General features: G+C 57.4%; 15 protein-coding genes and 4 pseudogenes. 6 read left to right on the plus strand and 13 right to left on the minus strand.

Annotated features, from left to right (window positions below):
- Positions 1 to 214: 214 nt before the first annotated feature.
- The 5 genes and pseudogenes from HV701_RS01900 to HV701_RS01920 form a co-directional block, all read right to left on the minus strand.
- Complete coding sequence (locus HV701_RS01900; RefSeq protein ID WP_175131450.1) at positions 215 to 781, minus strand: hypothetical protein; 567 nt, start codon at positions 779 to 781, stop codon at positions 215 to 217.
- Positions 778 to 4,011, minus strand: a complete 3,234-nt coding sequence (locus HV701_RS01905) for a LysM peptidoglycan-binding domain-containing protein (RefSeq protein WP_175131451.1) — start codon at positions 4,009 to 4,011, stop codon at positions 778 to 780. Before HV701_RS01905 ends, HV701_RS01900 begins: the two co-directional genes overlap by 4 nt.
- A 260-nt stretch (positions 4,012 to 4,271) precedes the next feature.
- Complete coding sequence (locus tag HV701_RS01910; RefSeq protein WP_217467943.1) at positions 4,272 to 4,655, minus strand: hypothetical protein; 384 nt, start codon at positions 4,653 to 4,655, stop codon at positions 4,272 to 4,274.
- Positions 4,655 to 5,494, minus strand: coding sequence for a hypothetical protein (locus tag HV701_RS01915; protein WP_175131453.1), 840 nt, complete (start codon positions 5,492 to 5,494; stop codon positions 4,655 to 4,657). The genes HV701_RS01910 and HV701_RS01915 overlap by 1 nt, the downstream gene beginning before the upstream one ends.
- Positions 5,495 to 5,552: 58 nt before the next feature.
- Positions 5,553 to 6,669 (minus strand): annotated as a pseudogene (locus HV701_RS01920) (IS3 family transposase).
- Between the two features lie 37 nt (positions 6,670 to 6,706).
- Here HV701_RS01920 and HV701_RS01925 point away from each other — a divergent pair.
- Positions 6,707 to 7,192: pseudogene (locus tag HV701_RS01925) on the plus strand (transposase); the annotation flags it as partial.
- Positions 7,193 to 7,444: 252 nt separating this feature from the next.
- On the opposite strand, the gene HV701_RS01930 reads toward HV701_RS01925, so the two are convergent.
- The 4 genes and pseudogenes from HV701_RS01930 to HV701_RS01945 form a co-directional block, all read right to left on the minus strand.
- Positions 7,445 to 7,726 (minus strand): hypothetical protein, encoded by a 282-nt coding sequence (locus tag HV701_RS01930; RefSeq protein WP_175131454.1) that lies wholly within the window; start codon positions 7,724 to 7,726, stop codon positions 7,445 to 7,447.
- Positions 7,726 to 8,436, minus strand: a complete 711-nt coding sequence (locus tag HV701_RS01935) for a hypothetical protein (protein WP_175131455.1) — start codon at positions 8,434 to 8,436, stop codon at positions 7,726 to 7,728. Before HV701_RS01935 ends, HV701_RS01930 begins: the two co-directional genes overlap by 1 nt.
- A gap of 23 nt (positions 8,437 to 8,459) precedes the next feature.
- Positions 8,460 to 9,571: pseudogene (locus HV701_RS01940) on the minus strand (IS3 family transposase).
- A gap of 101 nt (positions 9,572 to 9,672) precedes the next feature.
- Positions 9,673 to 9,921, minus strand: coding sequence for a hypothetical protein (locus tag HV701_RS01945; RefSeq protein WP_175131456.1), 249 nt, complete (start codon positions 9,919 to 9,921; stop codon positions 9,673 to 9,675).
- Between the two features lie 289 nt (positions 9,922 to 10,210).
- On the opposite strand from HV701_RS01945, the gene HV701_RS01950 reads away from it, so the two are divergent.
- From HV701_RS01950 to HV701_RS01960, 4 genes and pseudogenes are all read left to right on the plus strand, one after another.
- Positions 10,211 to 10,525, plus strand: coding sequence for a DUF1153 domain-containing protein (locus HV701_RS01950; RefSeq protein ID WP_033535077.1), 315 nt, complete (start codon positions 10,211 to 10,213; stop codon positions 10,523 to 10,525).
- Between the two features lie 103 nt (positions 10,526 to 10,628).
- Positions 10,629 to 10,934 (plus strand): hypothetical protein, encoded by a 306-nt coding sequence (locus HV701_RS26680; protein WP_236756380.1) that lies wholly within the window; start codon positions 10,629 to 10,631, stop codon positions 10,932 to 10,934.
- The gene (locus tag HV701_RS26685) at positions 10,913 to 11,356 is read left to right on the plus strand and encodes an integrase core domain-containing protein (RefSeq protein ID WP_236755518.1); all 444 of its coding nucleotides are present in this window, start codon (positions 10,913 to 10,915) and stop codon (positions 11,354 to 11,356) included. Before HV701_RS26680 ends, HV701_RS26685 begins: the two co-directional genes overlap by 22 nt.
- Before the next feature lie 12 nt (positions 11,357 to 11,368).
- A pseudogene (locus HV701_RS01960) lies at positions 11,369 to 11,619 on the plus strand (IS256 family transposase); the annotation flags it as partial.
- Positions 11,620 to 11,991: 372 nt separating this feature from the next.
- Here HV701_RS01960 and HV701_RS01965 read toward each other — a convergent pair.
- The 4 genes from HV701_RS01965 to HV701_RS01980 all read right to left on the minus strand — a co-directional run bounded on the left by HV701_RS01965 (position 11,992) and on the right by HV701_RS01980 (position 15,462).
- The gene (locus tag HV701_RS01965) at positions 11,992 to 12,330 is read right to left on the minus strand and encodes a hypothetical protein (protein ID WP_175131457.1); all 339 of its coding nucleotides are present in this window, start codon (positions 12,328 to 12,330) and stop codon (positions 11,992 to 11,994) included.
- 836 nt (positions 12,331 to 13,166) lie between these two features.
- Positions 13,167 to 13,382: a hypothetical protein gene (locus HV701_RS01970; protein ID WP_175131458.1), complete on the minus strand. Its 216-nt coding sequence runs from the start codon at positions 13,380 to 13,382 to the stop codon at positions 13,167 to 13,169.
- 159 nt (positions 13,383 to 13,541) lie between these two features.
- Positions 13,542 to 14,210 carry a hypothetical protein gene (locus tag HV701_RS01975; protein WP_175131459.1) on the minus strand — a complete coding sequence of 223 codons (669 nt, stop codon included), beginning with the start codon at positions 14,208 to 14,210 and terminating at the stop codon, positions 13,542 to 13,544.
- Between the two features lie 106 nt (positions 14,211 to 14,316).
- Positions 14,317 to 15,462, minus strand: coding sequence for an alpha-hydroxy acid oxidase (locus HV701_RS01980; RefSeq protein WP_175131460.1), 1,146 nt, complete (start codon positions 15,460 to 15,462; stop codon positions 14,317 to 14,319).
- A 250-nt stretch (positions 15,463 to 15,712) separates the two neighbouring features.
- On the opposite strand from HV701_RS01980, the gene HV701_RS01985 reads away from it, so the two are divergent.
- On the plus strand, positions 15,713 to 16,135 hold the full coding sequence (locus HV701_RS01985; RefSeq protein ID WP_175131461.1) for a hypothetical protein: 423 nt from the start codon (positions 15,713 to 15,715) through the stop codon (positions 16,133 to 16,135).
- The last annotated feature ends 58 nt before the right edge of the window (positions 16,136 to 16,193 follow it).

The raw sequence follows: 16,193 nt of genomic DNA on the forward strand, positions 1-16,193 counted from the left end.
GCTCTTCATAGATGCACCCCAGCACTCTGACCGGATAATCTATCCAGTAAAAAATTGACGGCCTACTTTTATCATTCACCTGACCGATCCGTTTTTTTCGCTAGACCCCATAAGCCACAAAAACTATAAGAGCGCGAGACCATCTTTTGGCGAAACATTAAAATCAGACCAAAAAATATGAAGCCCCTTCATTATTACACCGTATTTTCATAAATCAATGAAAATCGGATGACGGCTTCGACTTACACTCCTTAAAAACACCCTCTGCCAAAATGACCATTGCCCTTCGCTTCAATTCCTCATTGCTCATTAAATAGACTCCATCCAAGTCATCTTTGTCGAGATCGTTTATTTCCACAAGATCTGGAAACTTTGAGAAATAAGATCTCGCTTGGCTCTTATCCAAATCGGAAATCATCTCGTCGCCCAAAAAATACCCTAACGCATCCACACGCAGAAAGCGATTTAAAAAAACTATATCACTATAACCCGCAAGCTCCTCTATACAACGCGATGCATCTGGTCTAGGAGAGACTCGCCGCATCAACTCAACCCATTTTTTTGAGTCAAACCCCTCCCACACGTATGGAGCACCCATAATAAACTCCAATACGTAAACATGAGAGTAAGTAGCCATATGCAGAGAAATCACTTCAATTGGATCATACAACAGTAAACTATTTTTGAATTCCAACAAATATTCCACACCATATTTTTCGGAAACGCCATACCCATCGTATATAAAGTCCGACAACTCTACTAAGGAAGGTGTATTTTTCATTTCTTTTGAATCTCATTAATCATAAGCGTTCTACCTATCACAAATCCATCCGCATCCGAATGGGATTCCCAAGCCTGGAATCTTGTATCCTTTAGATTCACACCCAACCTTCTGAACAGTTCTGGAAATTTCATTGCTTCAGACACCGACGGACGGTAATGGCCAGATTGATTATCAATGACCCTCAACCGGCCATCCCCGGTAATTTTTAGCTGTCCCGCCGCCAATACATCCCTCTTATCTGCGAGAGTCATGTGACTTCTTCCCAACAACAATCTATTGTCAGTTGAAATCACAAAATCTGCCGCTGTCGGGACATTCCGCCCTGGGCCGAGTGTCACTTTCCCATCTACCACGACCACTTCCCCAAATATCTTTCCTTTTGAATCGAAAGGGTCATTGGGGAATTTATTCGTAATATAGCTTGCTGCGGCGTCTACAGACGCGGGGAGGAAGTTCCCTCCGCCAATACCACCGAGACGGAACGAAGCGGAAGATGGCACTGCGCTCAGCATGAAGCCCGACTTCGCCATGCGGTAATCAATTGCCGATGCTAAGATCTGTCCCGTACGCGACGCTCCGAAATCCTCAACCGCAAGACGTAGTCCCACACCTGTGCTTCGCACTGCTTGCGTTGTCATAGGAGCGATGCCCGGCAAAATTCGCGTCGCCCCAGCCGCACCACCCGCCGCATTCAGCGCCATCGACCCCCACAATGCCTGCGCACCACGATAGTCACCGCTGGCTTCAAGCTGCATGGCGCGGTCGATCTGGAAGAAGTCGCGGACTCCTTGGTAGGCCTCATCCACGCCCATATTGAAGGTGGCTAGGCGCAATCCGGAACCAGCTATTCGCTCTCCAGCATTCCACAACATTTGACCGCGGACCCTGTTCCTGGAGACTGCGTAACCAAACTCATCGAAGTTGGCAGAAAGCCGCCCTCCCGATACAGCGTCTGCGGATGTCAACACCGAGTCGTAAACGTAGCCGACCGCTCCTCCAGCTATGCCGGCAGTCATGTCGACCATTCCGAGCATTCGCTCTCCCAGCTCGGATAGCACGCCGATCCGAGGCCGCGGCAGTTGTGCCTGATTCACCTTAAGGCCGACCAATTCGGCATAGCGCGCACCGTCGGCCGCATCTAACTCCTTCATTGCCAGACTGACTGATTGAGAGTCGAAACCAGTACTCGAAGCCACCGTCACGGAGCCACCAAATCTCCTCTGCTCCCGCGGATAAAATGCATCCACTACCGCATCAACATCCGCTTGAGCAGGCGGATCCTGCAAGGCTCCCCAATTCACCTCTCGCTGCGAATCGTGGAAGGCGGGAATGGAGGACATCTCGCCCTGAGGACGATACGAAGCAGGCATCAGTGAATCAAAGGACCCCAGCATTTGCTGCCCGGACCTTGCACTATCGTTCACCCTAATGGGTTGCGACGATGGCCCCGACATCCCAGCCATCTCGTCCAGTACGGAATTGCCCAAAGCGTTCCCAAATGCGTCAACGGCAATCTGCATGTAGTTCGCCTTGCCGCCTGAGAGCACCGAAGCTGCCACCCCACCCACAGCGCCAGACACGAATCCACGAGTCAATCGTTCACTGAAATCCGACGCGTTCGGGAACACCTGCGCTCCAACAGCCGAACCGACACCAGCGCCGATGCCGGCGGCCGCTACGTTCGTCCAGTTGAACTGCGACTGCAACCCCGTCGCCACCCCAATACCTTGGCTGATGACGGAACTCATCACTGCACGGCCTGCCATTCCCCACGCGCCAACGGCCGCTGTACTCGCCGCGTTATTTACAGTGAAGAAGCTGCCAACGCCCATGCCAGTTCCCACACCCGACGTCACGCCAGCCGCCGCCGCACTGACGGCGACACCCTTCCAATTGAACTTGGACTGTGCACCAATGGCCATGCCAACGCCTTGGCTGACAACACTACCTATGGCGCCGGCGGCCACGCTAAGGCCAATCGCTGCCATGCCCGATATGCCGGTCGCGGTTCCTGTGAGAATCGCCGCCCCCGTCATCATCGTCCCGGCCAATCCTCCCGCAGTGCCCGCAGCGCCGGCTGCTGCCGCGGCCGCGGGCGCCAACGCCCCCGCCGTCAACACCGTCGCCACCACCGCCACCACTGCAACGATGATCATCCCGATCCCGCCACACCCACCACCGCCGCCACCGCTATCCGGCTTCGGCACAGGCATCGTCGGCTGCGTATCCCCGATCAGCTTGCCCGGGTCATACGGCTTGAACGTCTTGTAGTCGTTATGGTTGCCCGACACCCGGTTCGGGATCGTGACCGTCGCCCCAACCCGCAAATCCCGGTCGCTGGCAAGACCATTGGCTTCTGCCACCAGGTACCACAACCGGCTATCCCCATACGCCTGCTGCGCGATGCTCTGCAGCGTGTCGCCCGCCTGGATCCGGTACGAACCCGGGCTGGCCGACGGGTTGCCGCCGTCGATCGGCCGGAACGCTGGCGAGAAATCGTCCGCGCCCACCGCCGGCCCGGTCGTCCCCAACAGCTCGCCGTTGACCACCAGCGACCGAATCGTCTGGCCGTTCTGCACGCGTTGCAGGATCTTGCCGCTGGCGTCGTTCACCAGCGTCTGGTTCTTGCTGCTGTCCTTGGTGTCCACCACCCCGATCAGGTTGCCGTTGACGTCGTACTGGTACGTCGTCTGGCCCGGGTCCAGCGCGGTGCTGGTGCCGGACAGGGTGGCCTCGCGGTAGCCTTCGTAGCGGGCGTGCGTGTAGGTGTAGGTGTTGGTGTACGGCGAGCCGTCGTACACGTCCATGCGGTACTGCGTGACGTTGCCCGCCTGGTCGTAACCCGAGTAGGTCGTCGCATAGCCGCCGGACAGGCCGGCCGCCGTCATCTTCAGCACCCGCGCCGAATACAGCCGCCCAGCGCCGTCGTAGACGTTGCGGCGCTGTTCGCCCGCCAGCCCCGACCGGTCGAAGAACGCCTTGCCCAATGACCCATCGATGCCGCTGAGCACCACCCGGTCGGCCCCGTCATAGTAGCGCGCATCCAGCAGCAGTCCGTCGCGCCGCAGCGTGGTCAGGCGGTTGATGGCGTCGTAGGTGTACCGTTCCGTGGTGAAGCCGGCGGCCGTGCCTCCATCGGCGTAGATGACCTTGTCCCAATACGTGTCGGACAGGCGGTTGCCGTTGGCGTCGTAGTCGATGCTATGGCGCAGGTAGCCGTCGGGCACTTCACGCAGGCGGAATCGTGCAGTGACCTTGCAAGGAAAAAATCATAACCAGAGTAAATAACTGGCTTGCCCCAACCGGACCTCAGCACATAACAAAAACCCCGACTACAATTTTTCGGCCAGGCATTCCTAAATACTGTCGAATTAAACGTAGCCTAGCACGTTAAATTACCTTCTTTTTTACAATTAAACGCAGCCAGACATGCCAACTTGTTAAGAAAATTCCTTAATGTAGTTTTCTTTTGCCTCATCATTACCAATCATATAAACAACAAAGGCGCAAAAGTCTCGCTCTTTATCCTCGGGATATCCATAAGCAGGGGAAGCAAGAGGAAATTTTTTCCACCAAGATTCGTAAATAATTTTTTCAGAGCCACCGGCACCAGAGATATAGAATTGAGTACCCCCCCATCGATATGCTCATACTTAACAACCAAAGAAGAATCCAATACATCCACTATTGTATTCTTTGCCAGTATAAAAATCTTCGCATTCTTCACATACAGCGCAACCAGATCCTCACCAAAAAAATCTCCCTCTCCAGATAAAATCTGGCCATCCCCCAAAGAAAAAATCTCCTTGGCCGCACCTCCCATCCCGTTAACTTCGATAAATGATTCTTTATTGAACCTTTTAAATATCATCACCAGCCCCTATGAACATCGTCAATCCCAAGAAGTTTATTCAATGCCGGATCTTTCCGCATCGAGCTGGAAATAACATCTTCCCAACTTCTCGATTTCCGGAAGCCATTAACACCAGACATCAACGAGGTTACGTCACCTGTCATCATACCAACGCCTTCCGCACCGCTTCTCGGCCGGGCGGTAATAAGTTCGGACAAGTAGTCGCCGCCACCGCTTATCCTATTCTGTACATCCGAAACATCCATACGAAGCAAAGCTCCGCTCATTTCCAATTCGGCCTGAGCTTGCCCCACTGCGCTTTGAATTAAAAGCGCACCCGCAAAACCGGCTTTATTATTCCGCAAGCTTTTTAGATTGCCTGCGGCAAAGCCAAGAGGATTTCTCACTACCTCCCCGGCGGGACCATCAAAGCCTGAAGCGGTAATTGCCGGCAAACTACTATCCAAAACAGCAAACCCGCCGCCTAATGCTACGGCTGCTTGCTGGGCATACGGATTAATTTCGGTACCATCTGCCAGGAAGGTTGTACCAAAGCGAGGCGAATATCGATCGATGCCGAAGGCAAAGACGCCGCTGGCATTTGTCTCCTTGGCTTTGTTGAAGGCCTCCAGCGTGATTGATCTGGTATCCGACTCATCGCCACCAGCATCGTCGTTTGCCGCGAGTAGCACTTTCTGTCGACCGAAGCCCTCTCTCTCTTCCCTTTGCCATTCGGCATGTGCTTGCTTCAGCTTTCGATCCTGCTCTTCCGTCAAATGACGCGCAGCTCGATCCGTCGCCTCCGAAACAATCGAATTCCCCAACGCATTCCCAAACGCGTCAGTGGCAATCTGCAAGTAGTTCGCCTTGCCGCCTGACAGCACCGATGCAGCAACGCTGACCTGCTCGGATTTTTCACACCACCGGGATTTGGAATTTAGCTTCGGTTAGTAATCCTGATGCAGCGACCTGGGCGGCCTGCTGCGGTGTCAAATAGCCCAGACTGGAATGCGGCCTGACAGTTAATGCTCGCGCCAGTCTTCGATCACGATGCGTGCCTCGGTTCGGTTCCGGAACCATTCCATATTCAAGCACTCGTCGCGCAGCTTACCGTTAAAACTCTCGGTCGTGCCGTTCTGCCAGGGCTTGCCCGGGTCGATCAGCGCCGTCTCAATGCCTTGATCCGCAATCCATTGCAGCAAGGCGCGCGAGACGAACTCCGGGCCATTGTCCGAACGCAGATATCGGGGAGCTCCGCGGTCACTGATGACGCGGGTCAATATCTCGATCACTCTGCGTGAGCGGATTGACCCGGCCACATCAATAGCCAGGCATTCCCTCGTGTACTCATCGACCAGCGTCAGGCATTTGATCTGCTGACCGTTGGCGCACGCGTCAAAGACGAAATCATAGGACCAGACCTGGTTGGCTCGCGCCGGCGTCAGCGGTCGCGGGCGAGAAGCTGCCACGCGGCGCCGAGGCCGTTTATGGGGCACTTGCAGCCCCGCCACGTTCCACAATCGCCACGCGCGGGACATACTCATCGTGTGCCCCTCCCGGGCCAGAAATATGCTGATCCGCCGATAACCATACCGGGGATACTGGGCCGAGAGCGCCTTCATCCTCGCCACGACTGGCGCGTCCGCGCTCGCCTTGCTCGGCTCATAACGCAAACCCGAACGAGACACTTCATACAGCGTACAGGCCCGGCGCTGGGAAACCCCAAGCGAGCAAACCAGACGGGCTTGCTCCTGCCGAACCTGTACGCTCACCACTTTCGGCGATTGACCTCCTTCATCGCCTCGATCTCCAGATCCCGCTCGACCAGCAGCTTGCGCAGCCGAGCGTTCTCGGTCTCTATTTCCTTGAGCCGGCGCACCTCGTCCACCCCAAACTCCCCGAAACGCTTGCGCCAGCCATAGATGCTCTGCTCGCTCACTCCGTGCCGCTTGGCCACGTCGGCCACCGGGTCTCGGTCGGCCTCCCGCAGTATCCGAACTATCTGCTCTTCGCTGTACCTTGCCTTCTTCATCTCGCTTCCTTCTCGCGTCAGAAGCTATTTTCTCAAATACCCAGTGGTACGAAATTCTCAGAGCAGGTCACTGCGGGTAAAGATCCGCGACGACGGCGGGGTCAGCAATCGGGCGGTGTACTTGCCGCTGGGCGTGCAGGCCGATGGTAAGCGCGACGTACTGGGCCTGTGGGTCGAGCAGACCGAGGGGGCCAAGTTCTGGCTCAAGATCTTCAACGAACTCAAGACCCAAGGGTGCTAGGACATCCTGATCGCCGTGGTCGACGGCCTGAAGGGCGTGGCCGCCGCCCTGCACCCGGTTTACGCTGCCGCCAGCGCACAAGCGGCCGAGCACGCGCCGCAGGCGTTCGCCGATGGGCCCTGGGGAATCAAATACCCAACGATCCTCGCGGCCTGACAGCGAGCCTGGGAGAGCGTCACGCCGTTCTTCGTCTTACCTCCGAACACAAGGCGCGTGATCTACACGACCAACGCCATCGAGAACTTGAACATGCAACTAAGCAAGATCAGGCATAACTCCGGCGAAGATGTTCGATGCCGGCAAGACGCAGCATCCCGCTCCGCAGGACGTGTTCGCCGAGGCTGCTTGAGAAAACGCCGGCTTGGGGGCCGATGTCAGTTCAATACTGTCTCACTACAGCTCAGGCACTCCCACCGAGCACCGCCCCCCTTCTACATGAGGATCTCTCATTTGCCAGCACTGGCACCGATAATAAAAATTTAGGCAGAAATTCTTTATTAAAATTTCCCAACAAAAAACCAATCAAAGACATTTTCAAACCAAAATCTGCGTGAAATCAGGAATACGAGCAGCCACGTCTTGAATTGGGGCATCGAAAGAAAGAAAAGGGGCACCGGGCGGTATCGCCACCCGAGATAAGTTTGCGCCTTTATTGCAATTCACACACCACATCGCCACATATCCTATACGACTCCCCCCATCACCCACATACTGAAAATCCACAGAAGTGGACCCACACTCCGGGCAGATTAAAGGTCCGGCATCACTCGCATTTTCATATATCTTCTTATACAAATCCAACCAGTCTTTAAGCATTATCTCCCTCCATTCAAACGCCAGTATTTAACGAAAGAGTCTTCAATCCCATAAGCCGCTCTCTCATTTAAATTCAACTCGACCGAGCCATTAGGACGGCCAAAAATTCTAGCCTGATATAAATGAGTTCTTTCGTGACCAAGGGTGCGGACCAATTCTTCTGGGCTACTAAACGCATCGGGATACAACTCTAGCGTCTTGCCATTGGGATGAGCAAAACCAGTAACTCCTCTGCCCACCAAGCCTTCATCGCGTAGGATCTTAACCTTGATTCCGGTCAGACCAACACCAGCATCTTCTGCATATCGATGTACCGTCCTCAAATCCATGGTGACCGGCAAATCTGCGAACGCACCTTGATTGGCAGTTCTTCTGAACATATCAAGAGCATTCGGCGAAACAGCGTCAGCACCAATCCAAAACTTCGAATCACTAGGCAACAAATTCGGTGCCAACCCCTGCCGACTAAGAGTGCCCTCGACGCGATTCGCCAACGCGTCGCCCACCCAGTGCCCGCCTCCCACAATCGCATCCCCGGCTATACTAGCGCCGCCCTTCACAAGCTTTCCTGCTACGCCGCCCAAAGCCAATTCCGCAGCGATTTCGCCCATCTGCTCTGGGTTTCTATTCACAACGGCCCGCAGCGGACGTGCAACCATACCGTCCACCATCTCGAGACCGTACTTTGCAGTGGTCAGGCCTGACGTCACCCCCGTTTCGCAGCAGTTGAAAACTAGAATTCGGTCGGCTCAGGCAGGCTGACCTGCTGTGTTTTGGCGTATTCACTCGGGGTCAGCATGCCGAGCGAGCCATGGGGTCGGTGGTCATTGTAATCAGCACGCCATGCTTCAATGACCGTCTTCGCATGCTCAAGCGATAGGAATTCATGCGCGTTCAGGCACTCATCCCGTAGCCGGCCGTTAAACGACTCGTAAAGGCCGTTATCTGTGGGTTTGCCCGGCCGAGTGAAGTCCAGCAACACTTTGTTCTCCCAAGCCCATAAATCCAGTGCTTTGGACGTGAATTCTGTTCCATGGTCGACGGTGATACTGGCCGGCAAAGCAACCCTCTTGGCGACTCGATCGAGCGCCTGAACCACGCTGTCACCGGTTAGCCGAAAACCCACCTCCAACACGGGACTCTCACGGCTCCAGTTATCCACGACGGTCAGCACCCGAAACGCTCGCCCGTCAGCTAATTGATCATGCACGAAATCCATGCTCCAGCGCTGCCCAGCACCTGTTGCTTGCGGTGCGGGCCCCCGATGCAGACTCAACCGCTTATTGCGGCGGACGCGCATCCGAACCTGCAGCCCTTCCAGGCGGTACAGGCGATGGACTCGCTTGAGATTGACCTACCAACCTTCTCGGCGCAAAAGGATATGAATCCGCTCATAACCAAATCTCGGTCTGCTCATCGCGATGTCTCGAATGCGCATCCGCAATGCCGACCGATCTCGCGCGCTGCTTTTGCGATACCAACTGCCGCTGGAAAATTGACCCAGCCGACACGCCCTCTGGACACTTACCTGATGCACGTCCAGGATCCATTGAACCACCTCCCGGCGGCGTATCGGCGTCAGACCTTTTTTCGGATCACGTCCTGCAGAATATGCTTGTCCAAAGTCAGGTCGGCCACAACCCGCTTGAGCCTCGCGTTTTCCTCTTCAAGCTGGCGCAGCCGACGAATCTCGCTAGCCGCAAGATCGCCGTACTTCTTCCTCCAGTTGTAGAACGTCGCCTCTGATATCCCCAATCCGCGGCAAACATCCGATACAGGCGTACCGGCTTCTGCTTGGCGCAGTGCGTATGTCACTTGCGCCTCGGTGTAGCGTGACTTCTTCATCGCGTCCTGCTCCTTCTTCAAAAAGAGCCTGAAGCGACCTTACTCTAGTTTTGAGATACCCACGTTTTTTGGGAGAACGTCAATCCGCGCAAATATAGTCCCTAAGATTTTTTGGCGCGCGCAGCCATCCGCCTGCGCATTTCTCTCATAGCATTTTCATCTTCGATAACAAGCATATAGTGCTCGAAATTAGCCGGACACTGAAGACCATGCAAGGGCATCCCTGGCTTCCACTCTTCGGGAACGGTTTTTAAAATCTCCCCACATACAGGACACTGCAATTGCTGCCCCTGCCTTATGAGCTGTATCGCTTCATCACCAGACATGTTCTTTGCACTTATGAGATTCATGGTTTAACTCCGAATGGATATTTTCCTTGCGGCAAATGTGGATAGAGAGATTGAACGTCATTCCATATCTCCAATCGTTCCGCAAGCGAAGGCCTCACCCCATTTTGAAATAACATTTCATTTCTGAAAGCTTGATATTCCGAGAATTGCGCATTCTGTGGCCTACCTTTGTAGAAACCATTCTGATGAGTAGCCTCGTGCACGATTGTAGACGCAGCTTCTCTAGCGGAGAAATGGCGTGTAATGACCCAGTGAAAACCTGCTCACGTCATAATCGAGGGAATTGACGATGAGCATGAAGATGGAAGACGACATCAAACGCTGGACGGCCAAGCGCAAGAGCGCGCTAGTGCTGGACATCATTCAAGGCAAGACCACCGTCGCAGAAGCCAGCCGCCAATACGACCTGTCGCCCTCAGAGGTCGAACAGTGGGTCGACGATGGCAAGCGGGGCATGGAGAATGCCTTGCGGGCCAATCCACAGGACGTGCGCGAGCAGTACGAGCGCCAGCTCAAGGACCTTCAAGAGGCCTACGGCGAGGCGATGCTGGAGCTTCGCGCGAGAAAAAAATTGCAGTCCCTGCTGGGCGAGGACGAGAAGTGATCGAGACTCGGCGTCCCCGACGATCCACCAGGGACTGCAAGCCGACGGCATCACCGTCTCGATCGCCAAGCTGTGCCGCTGGTTCGGTGTGCCGCGCCGCACGGTGTACTACAAGCCAGTGAAGTCCGCGCCGAAGGTTGATCCGAAGTTCGCCTCGCCGATCAAGGCGATGATCAAGGAGTCGCCGTCGTTTGGATACCGGACCGTCGCGCACCTGCTGGGGTTCAACAAGAACACCGTGCAGCGCGTGTTCCAGCTGATGGGCTGGCAGGTTCGTAAGCGGCCGATCGGCTTCAGGCCGCGGATACAGGCGCTGCCATCGGTGGCAACGATGCCTAACGAGCGCTGGTCCACGGATATGTGCCGGATGTGGGCTGGCCGGGACGGTTGGCAACGCTGGCGCTGGTGATCGACTGCCACACGCGCGAACTCTTAGGCTGGCACCTGTCTCGCAGCGGCAAGGCCGGCACCGCGGGTAGCGCCCTGGAACATGCCTTGATTGCGCGCTTCGGGACGTTGGGCCGCGTGCCGATGCCGTTTCTGTTGCGCTCGGATAATGGGCTGGTGTTCACGTCGCGCAGCTACACCGCACTGGTACGCGGCTATGGGTTGCGCCAGGAGTTCATCACGCCGCATTGCCCTCAGCAGAACGGTATGGTCGAGCGTGTGATCCGCACGCTCAAAGAGCAGTGCGTGCATCGGCATCGCTTCGAGACGATCCAACATGCCAGCCGCGTGATCGGCGACTGGATACGCCTCTACAACGACCGACGACCACACCAAGCGCTCGGCATGAAGACACCGGCTGAGGCATTTGCTTTAGCCGCTTAACCTGAGCAGGTTCCGCTGGGTCAATACACCAACGCACAAGCGGCCGGGCAGGCGCTGCAAACGTTCGCCGATGGGCCCTGGGGAACCAAGTAGCCTATGATCGTCGCTGCCTGGCAGCGGGCTTGGGAGCACATCACGCTCTCCTATGGCTGGCGCTACGCAATGTGCTGGCCAAGTCCGTGAGGGCGACCTTCGACTGGAAAGTCGCAATGAACAAGTTTGCTATCCTGTTCGACGAACGGTTTGCGGCGGGGCTGGGATAACAACTTTTAAAACGCCTCGCCCACAAAAATACGGACAGGCTCACTTTTCTTCCGTGGTCATACGTACTCTCCGGATCATGCAACAAGTAGGGGTACCCGTTTCATAACCCGGCTTGGGGTCGTATGACCACGCCCCAACGTGGTCAACTGTCAGGTGAATACTGTCTCAGTACAGCATACCCATGATCTTCAGTCCTCATGATATGCCTCGCAAAAAAAATCACGGACAGGCCCGAAAGCCTCGACGCAACACCCAGTCGGGGTTTTATTTATTGCACCAAAAGAATGCAAATATCACAACACACAAACTAAGCCGCACCGAATCCTATCCTGTTAAACGTAGTCTGCCACGCCAACCCCCCATATACAGCACTACCGAACCCTTGGTATGCCCGGACGATAATCATCATGGGACTCTCCAAGAAGAATTATATCGAAGGTCTTATAAAGCGTGTATGCCATCTGACGCACGAGTTCGTTATCTTTCGAATAAGGCGCTTCGTTCTCAAGAATTTTTGCAGTGATATAGAGATCATTTACTATCTGGCGTGGCAATTGCTCAGCCCCCCTTAACAATATTGCTAACTCCCTGGAAGCCCTATCCAGACGCTCGAATGCCTGCTGCTTAATCTCTTTGGTGGACTGCAACGCCATCACCAGTTCTGCCCCACTACTCCGCAACTCTGCGGCCACACCTTCAATACCACTCATCAATTTTCTCCAGATCTAAATGTACCAATCCCGCCGGTGAGCAAGCTTCTACGCATGATTGGGGCTAACTGCTCTTGGTTCAATGGGGCCATCGGAGTGTAGACGGCCTGCGAGGAAATTGACCGAAATACGGTTACCTCCTCGGCCCAGATGGAACGATGATAGGCCATCGATTCACCCTATATATTCGACCGAACCGCGCCCCTCCAGACCTCGACCTGGTTTGCTGCGGGTATACGGCTGAGATTCACTGCAACAATGCCGTTTCCACTGCCGTACCCCACTGTAACGTCGAAATCTCGAGTAGTCGAGGTCCAAGGGCTGTTCAAAATAGAGCACCACCCCGGCCCGGACCAAAGTTCAACACATGTTGTTCAGCAGTCCAATCGCTGTTAAGCGCCTTTCCCTGGATACCCACTCCGCTTTCCTGTGATTTCGCGTCGGCGCTATTCAATGCGCGATAGGATGTGTTATTTAAGACACGGTTTTCCGCCAAGCGGAGCCCTTGGCCCAAGGATGCCACACCGCCGACAAAGGGAATGGCTTGATCTACGCCCCGAGCAATCAAAGGAGAACCCGTAAGTTCCTATGCTGTTTGATAGGTCAATGTGGTGCCATCTCCATTGCTGAAGATGCGGTTCAATCCCGCACCGATGTTATCGCCACCGTGAAGCGCCAAAGGCGCGGCCACTACCGCGCCGAGCCCCGTTGAACTTAAACCAACTGCGCCAGCGGTAATCCCCCCATTTTTAGCGATTGTGGATTCAGACGGTCAGTGCAACTGACCCTAACCCAGTTTTTAGTACCGATCTAAATTAGAGAAATCCGGCATGATTTCACCATATGGAATAGGAGCCGTGCCGTGAAGAGATCGAAATACACCGAAGCGTTTCCAGCGTGGCCGAGCGCCTCTCGTCGTTCAATAGGCGGCTCTGGTTGCGCTCCGAGAACGCCTGTAGCGCGTCATGCAGGCCAGCTTCCACCTGGCCGCTTTCGCGCAGGTTGTAATGCATGATCGGAGTGGGCCACAACCATTGGATTTCGCGGGACATGGATAAACCAGGCAAGCACACGCGGCGCGCCTTTCGCGCCGCTACATTCCTAAGTTATCCCCCCGGCTCGAAATCAGTTTAGGGGTGGAAATCAAATATTTCTCCAACCACGGGAAAAGGCGTCGCGAGCGCTTGCGGACTCCCAGAGCGGGAGAAAACCTACCGATCCACCGACTTCATATCGCAGGTCGTCTCCTGCACATCGCAAAGCCCCCGGAACCACGCGCGCCCGGCCAGTTGTTCGCCCTGGGCGCGCGCGACAATCTCGTCCTGCGGCGAGCGCTTGCGGTCCACCAGGTAATCGAGCAGCACCCAGTTTTCATGGCAGGCGCGGATGCCTTGGACCTTGCCTACTTCGGTCAGCCAGTCGCTGCCCAGGTCCAGCACGCGCTGGCTGGCGGCGTCCGGCCGCAGATAGCCGCGCGCCGACTGGATGCCGACGCGCGCGTCATCGGCGCGGATCCAGCCTTCACCCTTGTAGACCTTGCGCGGCGGCAGGTCGGGATATTCTTCCTCGTTATAGGCGTCGCTGGCGTTGGCGATCCTGAGCCAGCCGTCCTGCGCCTGACGCACGTCGAAGATGACGCTGTAGGCGTATTCGGGCTCGCCGGCCGCCGGTCGGGTGGGAATCCGGCCCAGCACCTTGGCGGTGGCGGCGGGCGCCGCATGCACGGTGATCGACGGTTTGTCATAGTTGGCCCAGGCGCCGAAGGCGCAGGCGGTTGCGCCGGCCGCAAGTTCGGCCTGCGGCGCGGCGGCGCGGGCCGATGGCGCGGCAAGCAGCGCAAGGGTGGCGAGCGAAGCGGCCAGGCGGGCACGAACAGGCATGAAGACTCCGGAGCGCTGACTATCTGAACCCTGCCGGTCTTGCCGGCAGGCGTTTTCATTGATCGGGCAATGCCGCGACTGTAGCAAATACGCCCGGCCCGCCGCCCTACCGGAACCGCAGGTGCCGCCGCTGCAGTTCGCCCACCGTCCGGCAGCCCATCAGCTTCATCGCGCGCTCGATCTCCACGCGCATCTGCTCCAGCGCCCGTTCCACGCCGGGCCGGCCGGCGGCGGCCAGCGGGAACAGGTAGTAGCGGCCCAGCCCCACCGCCTTGGCCCCCAGCGCCAGGGCCTTGAGCACGTGCGTGCCGCGCTGCACACCGCCGTCCATCATCACGTCGATGCGGTCGCCGACGGCGTCGACGATTTCGGCCAACTGGTCGAAGGCGCTGCGCGAGCCGTCGAGCTGGCGGCCGCCGTGGTTGGACAGCACGATGCCGGTGCAGCCGATGTCGACGGCGCGCCTGGCGTCCTCGACCGACATGATGCCCTTCAGGCAGAACTGGCCGTCCCACTCGCGCACCATGGCCGCGACGTCGTCCCAGGTCATGGCAGGATCGAGCATTTCGGTGAAGTAGCGGCTGATGGACATGGCGCCGCCGCCCATGTCGACGTGGCCGTCCAGCTGCGGCAGGCGGAAGCGCTCATGGGTGAGGTAGTTGATGGCCCAGGCGGGCTTGAGGGCGAACTGGGCGATGCCGGCCAGGTTCAGGCGGAACGGGATAGCGAAGCCGGTGCGTTTGTCGCGTTCGCGGTTGCCGCCGGTGATGCTGTCCACGGTCAGCATCATGACCTGCACGCCCGCGCTCTTGGCGCGCGCCATCATGTCGCGGTTCAGGCCGCGGTCCTTGTGGAAATAGAACTGGTAGACCTGGGGGCCGCCGCTGATGCGGCGCGCCTCTTCCAGGCTGACGGTGCCCAGCGACGAGACGCCGAACAGGGTGCCGAACTTGCCGGCGGCGGCGGCCACGGCGCGTTCGCCGTCGTGGTGGAACAGGCGCTGCAGCGCGGTGGGCGAGCAGTAGACCGGCATGGCGAGCTTCTGGCCCATGACGCTGACGGACATGTCGACGTCGGCCACGCCGCGCAGCACGTCGGGCACCAGGTCGCAAGCCTTGAAGGCCCCGGTGTTGCGGCGGTAGGCGGTTTCATCGTCGGCGGCGCCGTCGATGTAGTTGAAGATCGGGCCGGGCAGCCGCTGGCGCGCCATGCGGCGGAAGTCGTGGAAATTCAGGCACTGGTTCAGACGCATCGGGGGACCTTTGTCTACGCTGCACGTACAGACGACATACCAGGCGCCGCCTGGCCGGCGGCGCAAACCACTGCTGGCCCGATGGCGGATGCCGGATCGTCCGGGCGCCAGGGCTTGGAGCGGGATTGTAGTCCGGGGGGGCCGAAGTCCGGCCAGGTTGTGCGTATCCTGGACAGGCCGATTGTGCTCCCAACCGGCACGCCGCGGAGTCTGATACCGTTGGACCTGTTGCCGATCACGCCCTGCCTTCATGTCTCCCCGTTCCGACCTGTTCGCGCCGCCCGCCAAGCGACGCGCCGCCCGCGCCAATTCGCTGCTGTGGATCCTGGACCCGCTGGAACGCGACCCCGGCTATCTGCGCCGCAAGATGTTCGGTTGCGATGCCGCATATCTGGACGACGTGCTGTATTTGGTGGTGGCCGACCGCGAGGAACCCTGGAATGGCGTGATGGTGTGTACCTCGCACGAGCGCCAAGCGGCGCTGCGGGCCGAACTGCCGGGCCTGCAGCCGCATCCGGAACTGGGCAAGTGGCTCTACCTGCCGCAGACCGACGCCGCCTTCGAGACCCTGGCCGCGCAGTTGGTGACGCTGGCCCTGGCGCGCGATCCCCGGCTGGGGGTGGCGCCCAAGCCAAGCAGCCGCCGGCGCAAGTCCTGGCGGCCCGGGCAATAGCGCAGTGGCCCGCAAGGCGCCGTCCCGTGGCGAACGGCGCGGCCCCTGTGCGCCATGA

This window comes from Achromobacter pulmonis (assembly GCF_902859765.1).
In the GTDB taxonomy this organism is placed as follows: domain Bacteria; phylum Pseudomonadota; class Gammaproteobacteria; order Burkholderiales; family Burkholderiaceae_B; genus Achromobacter; species Achromobacter pulmonis.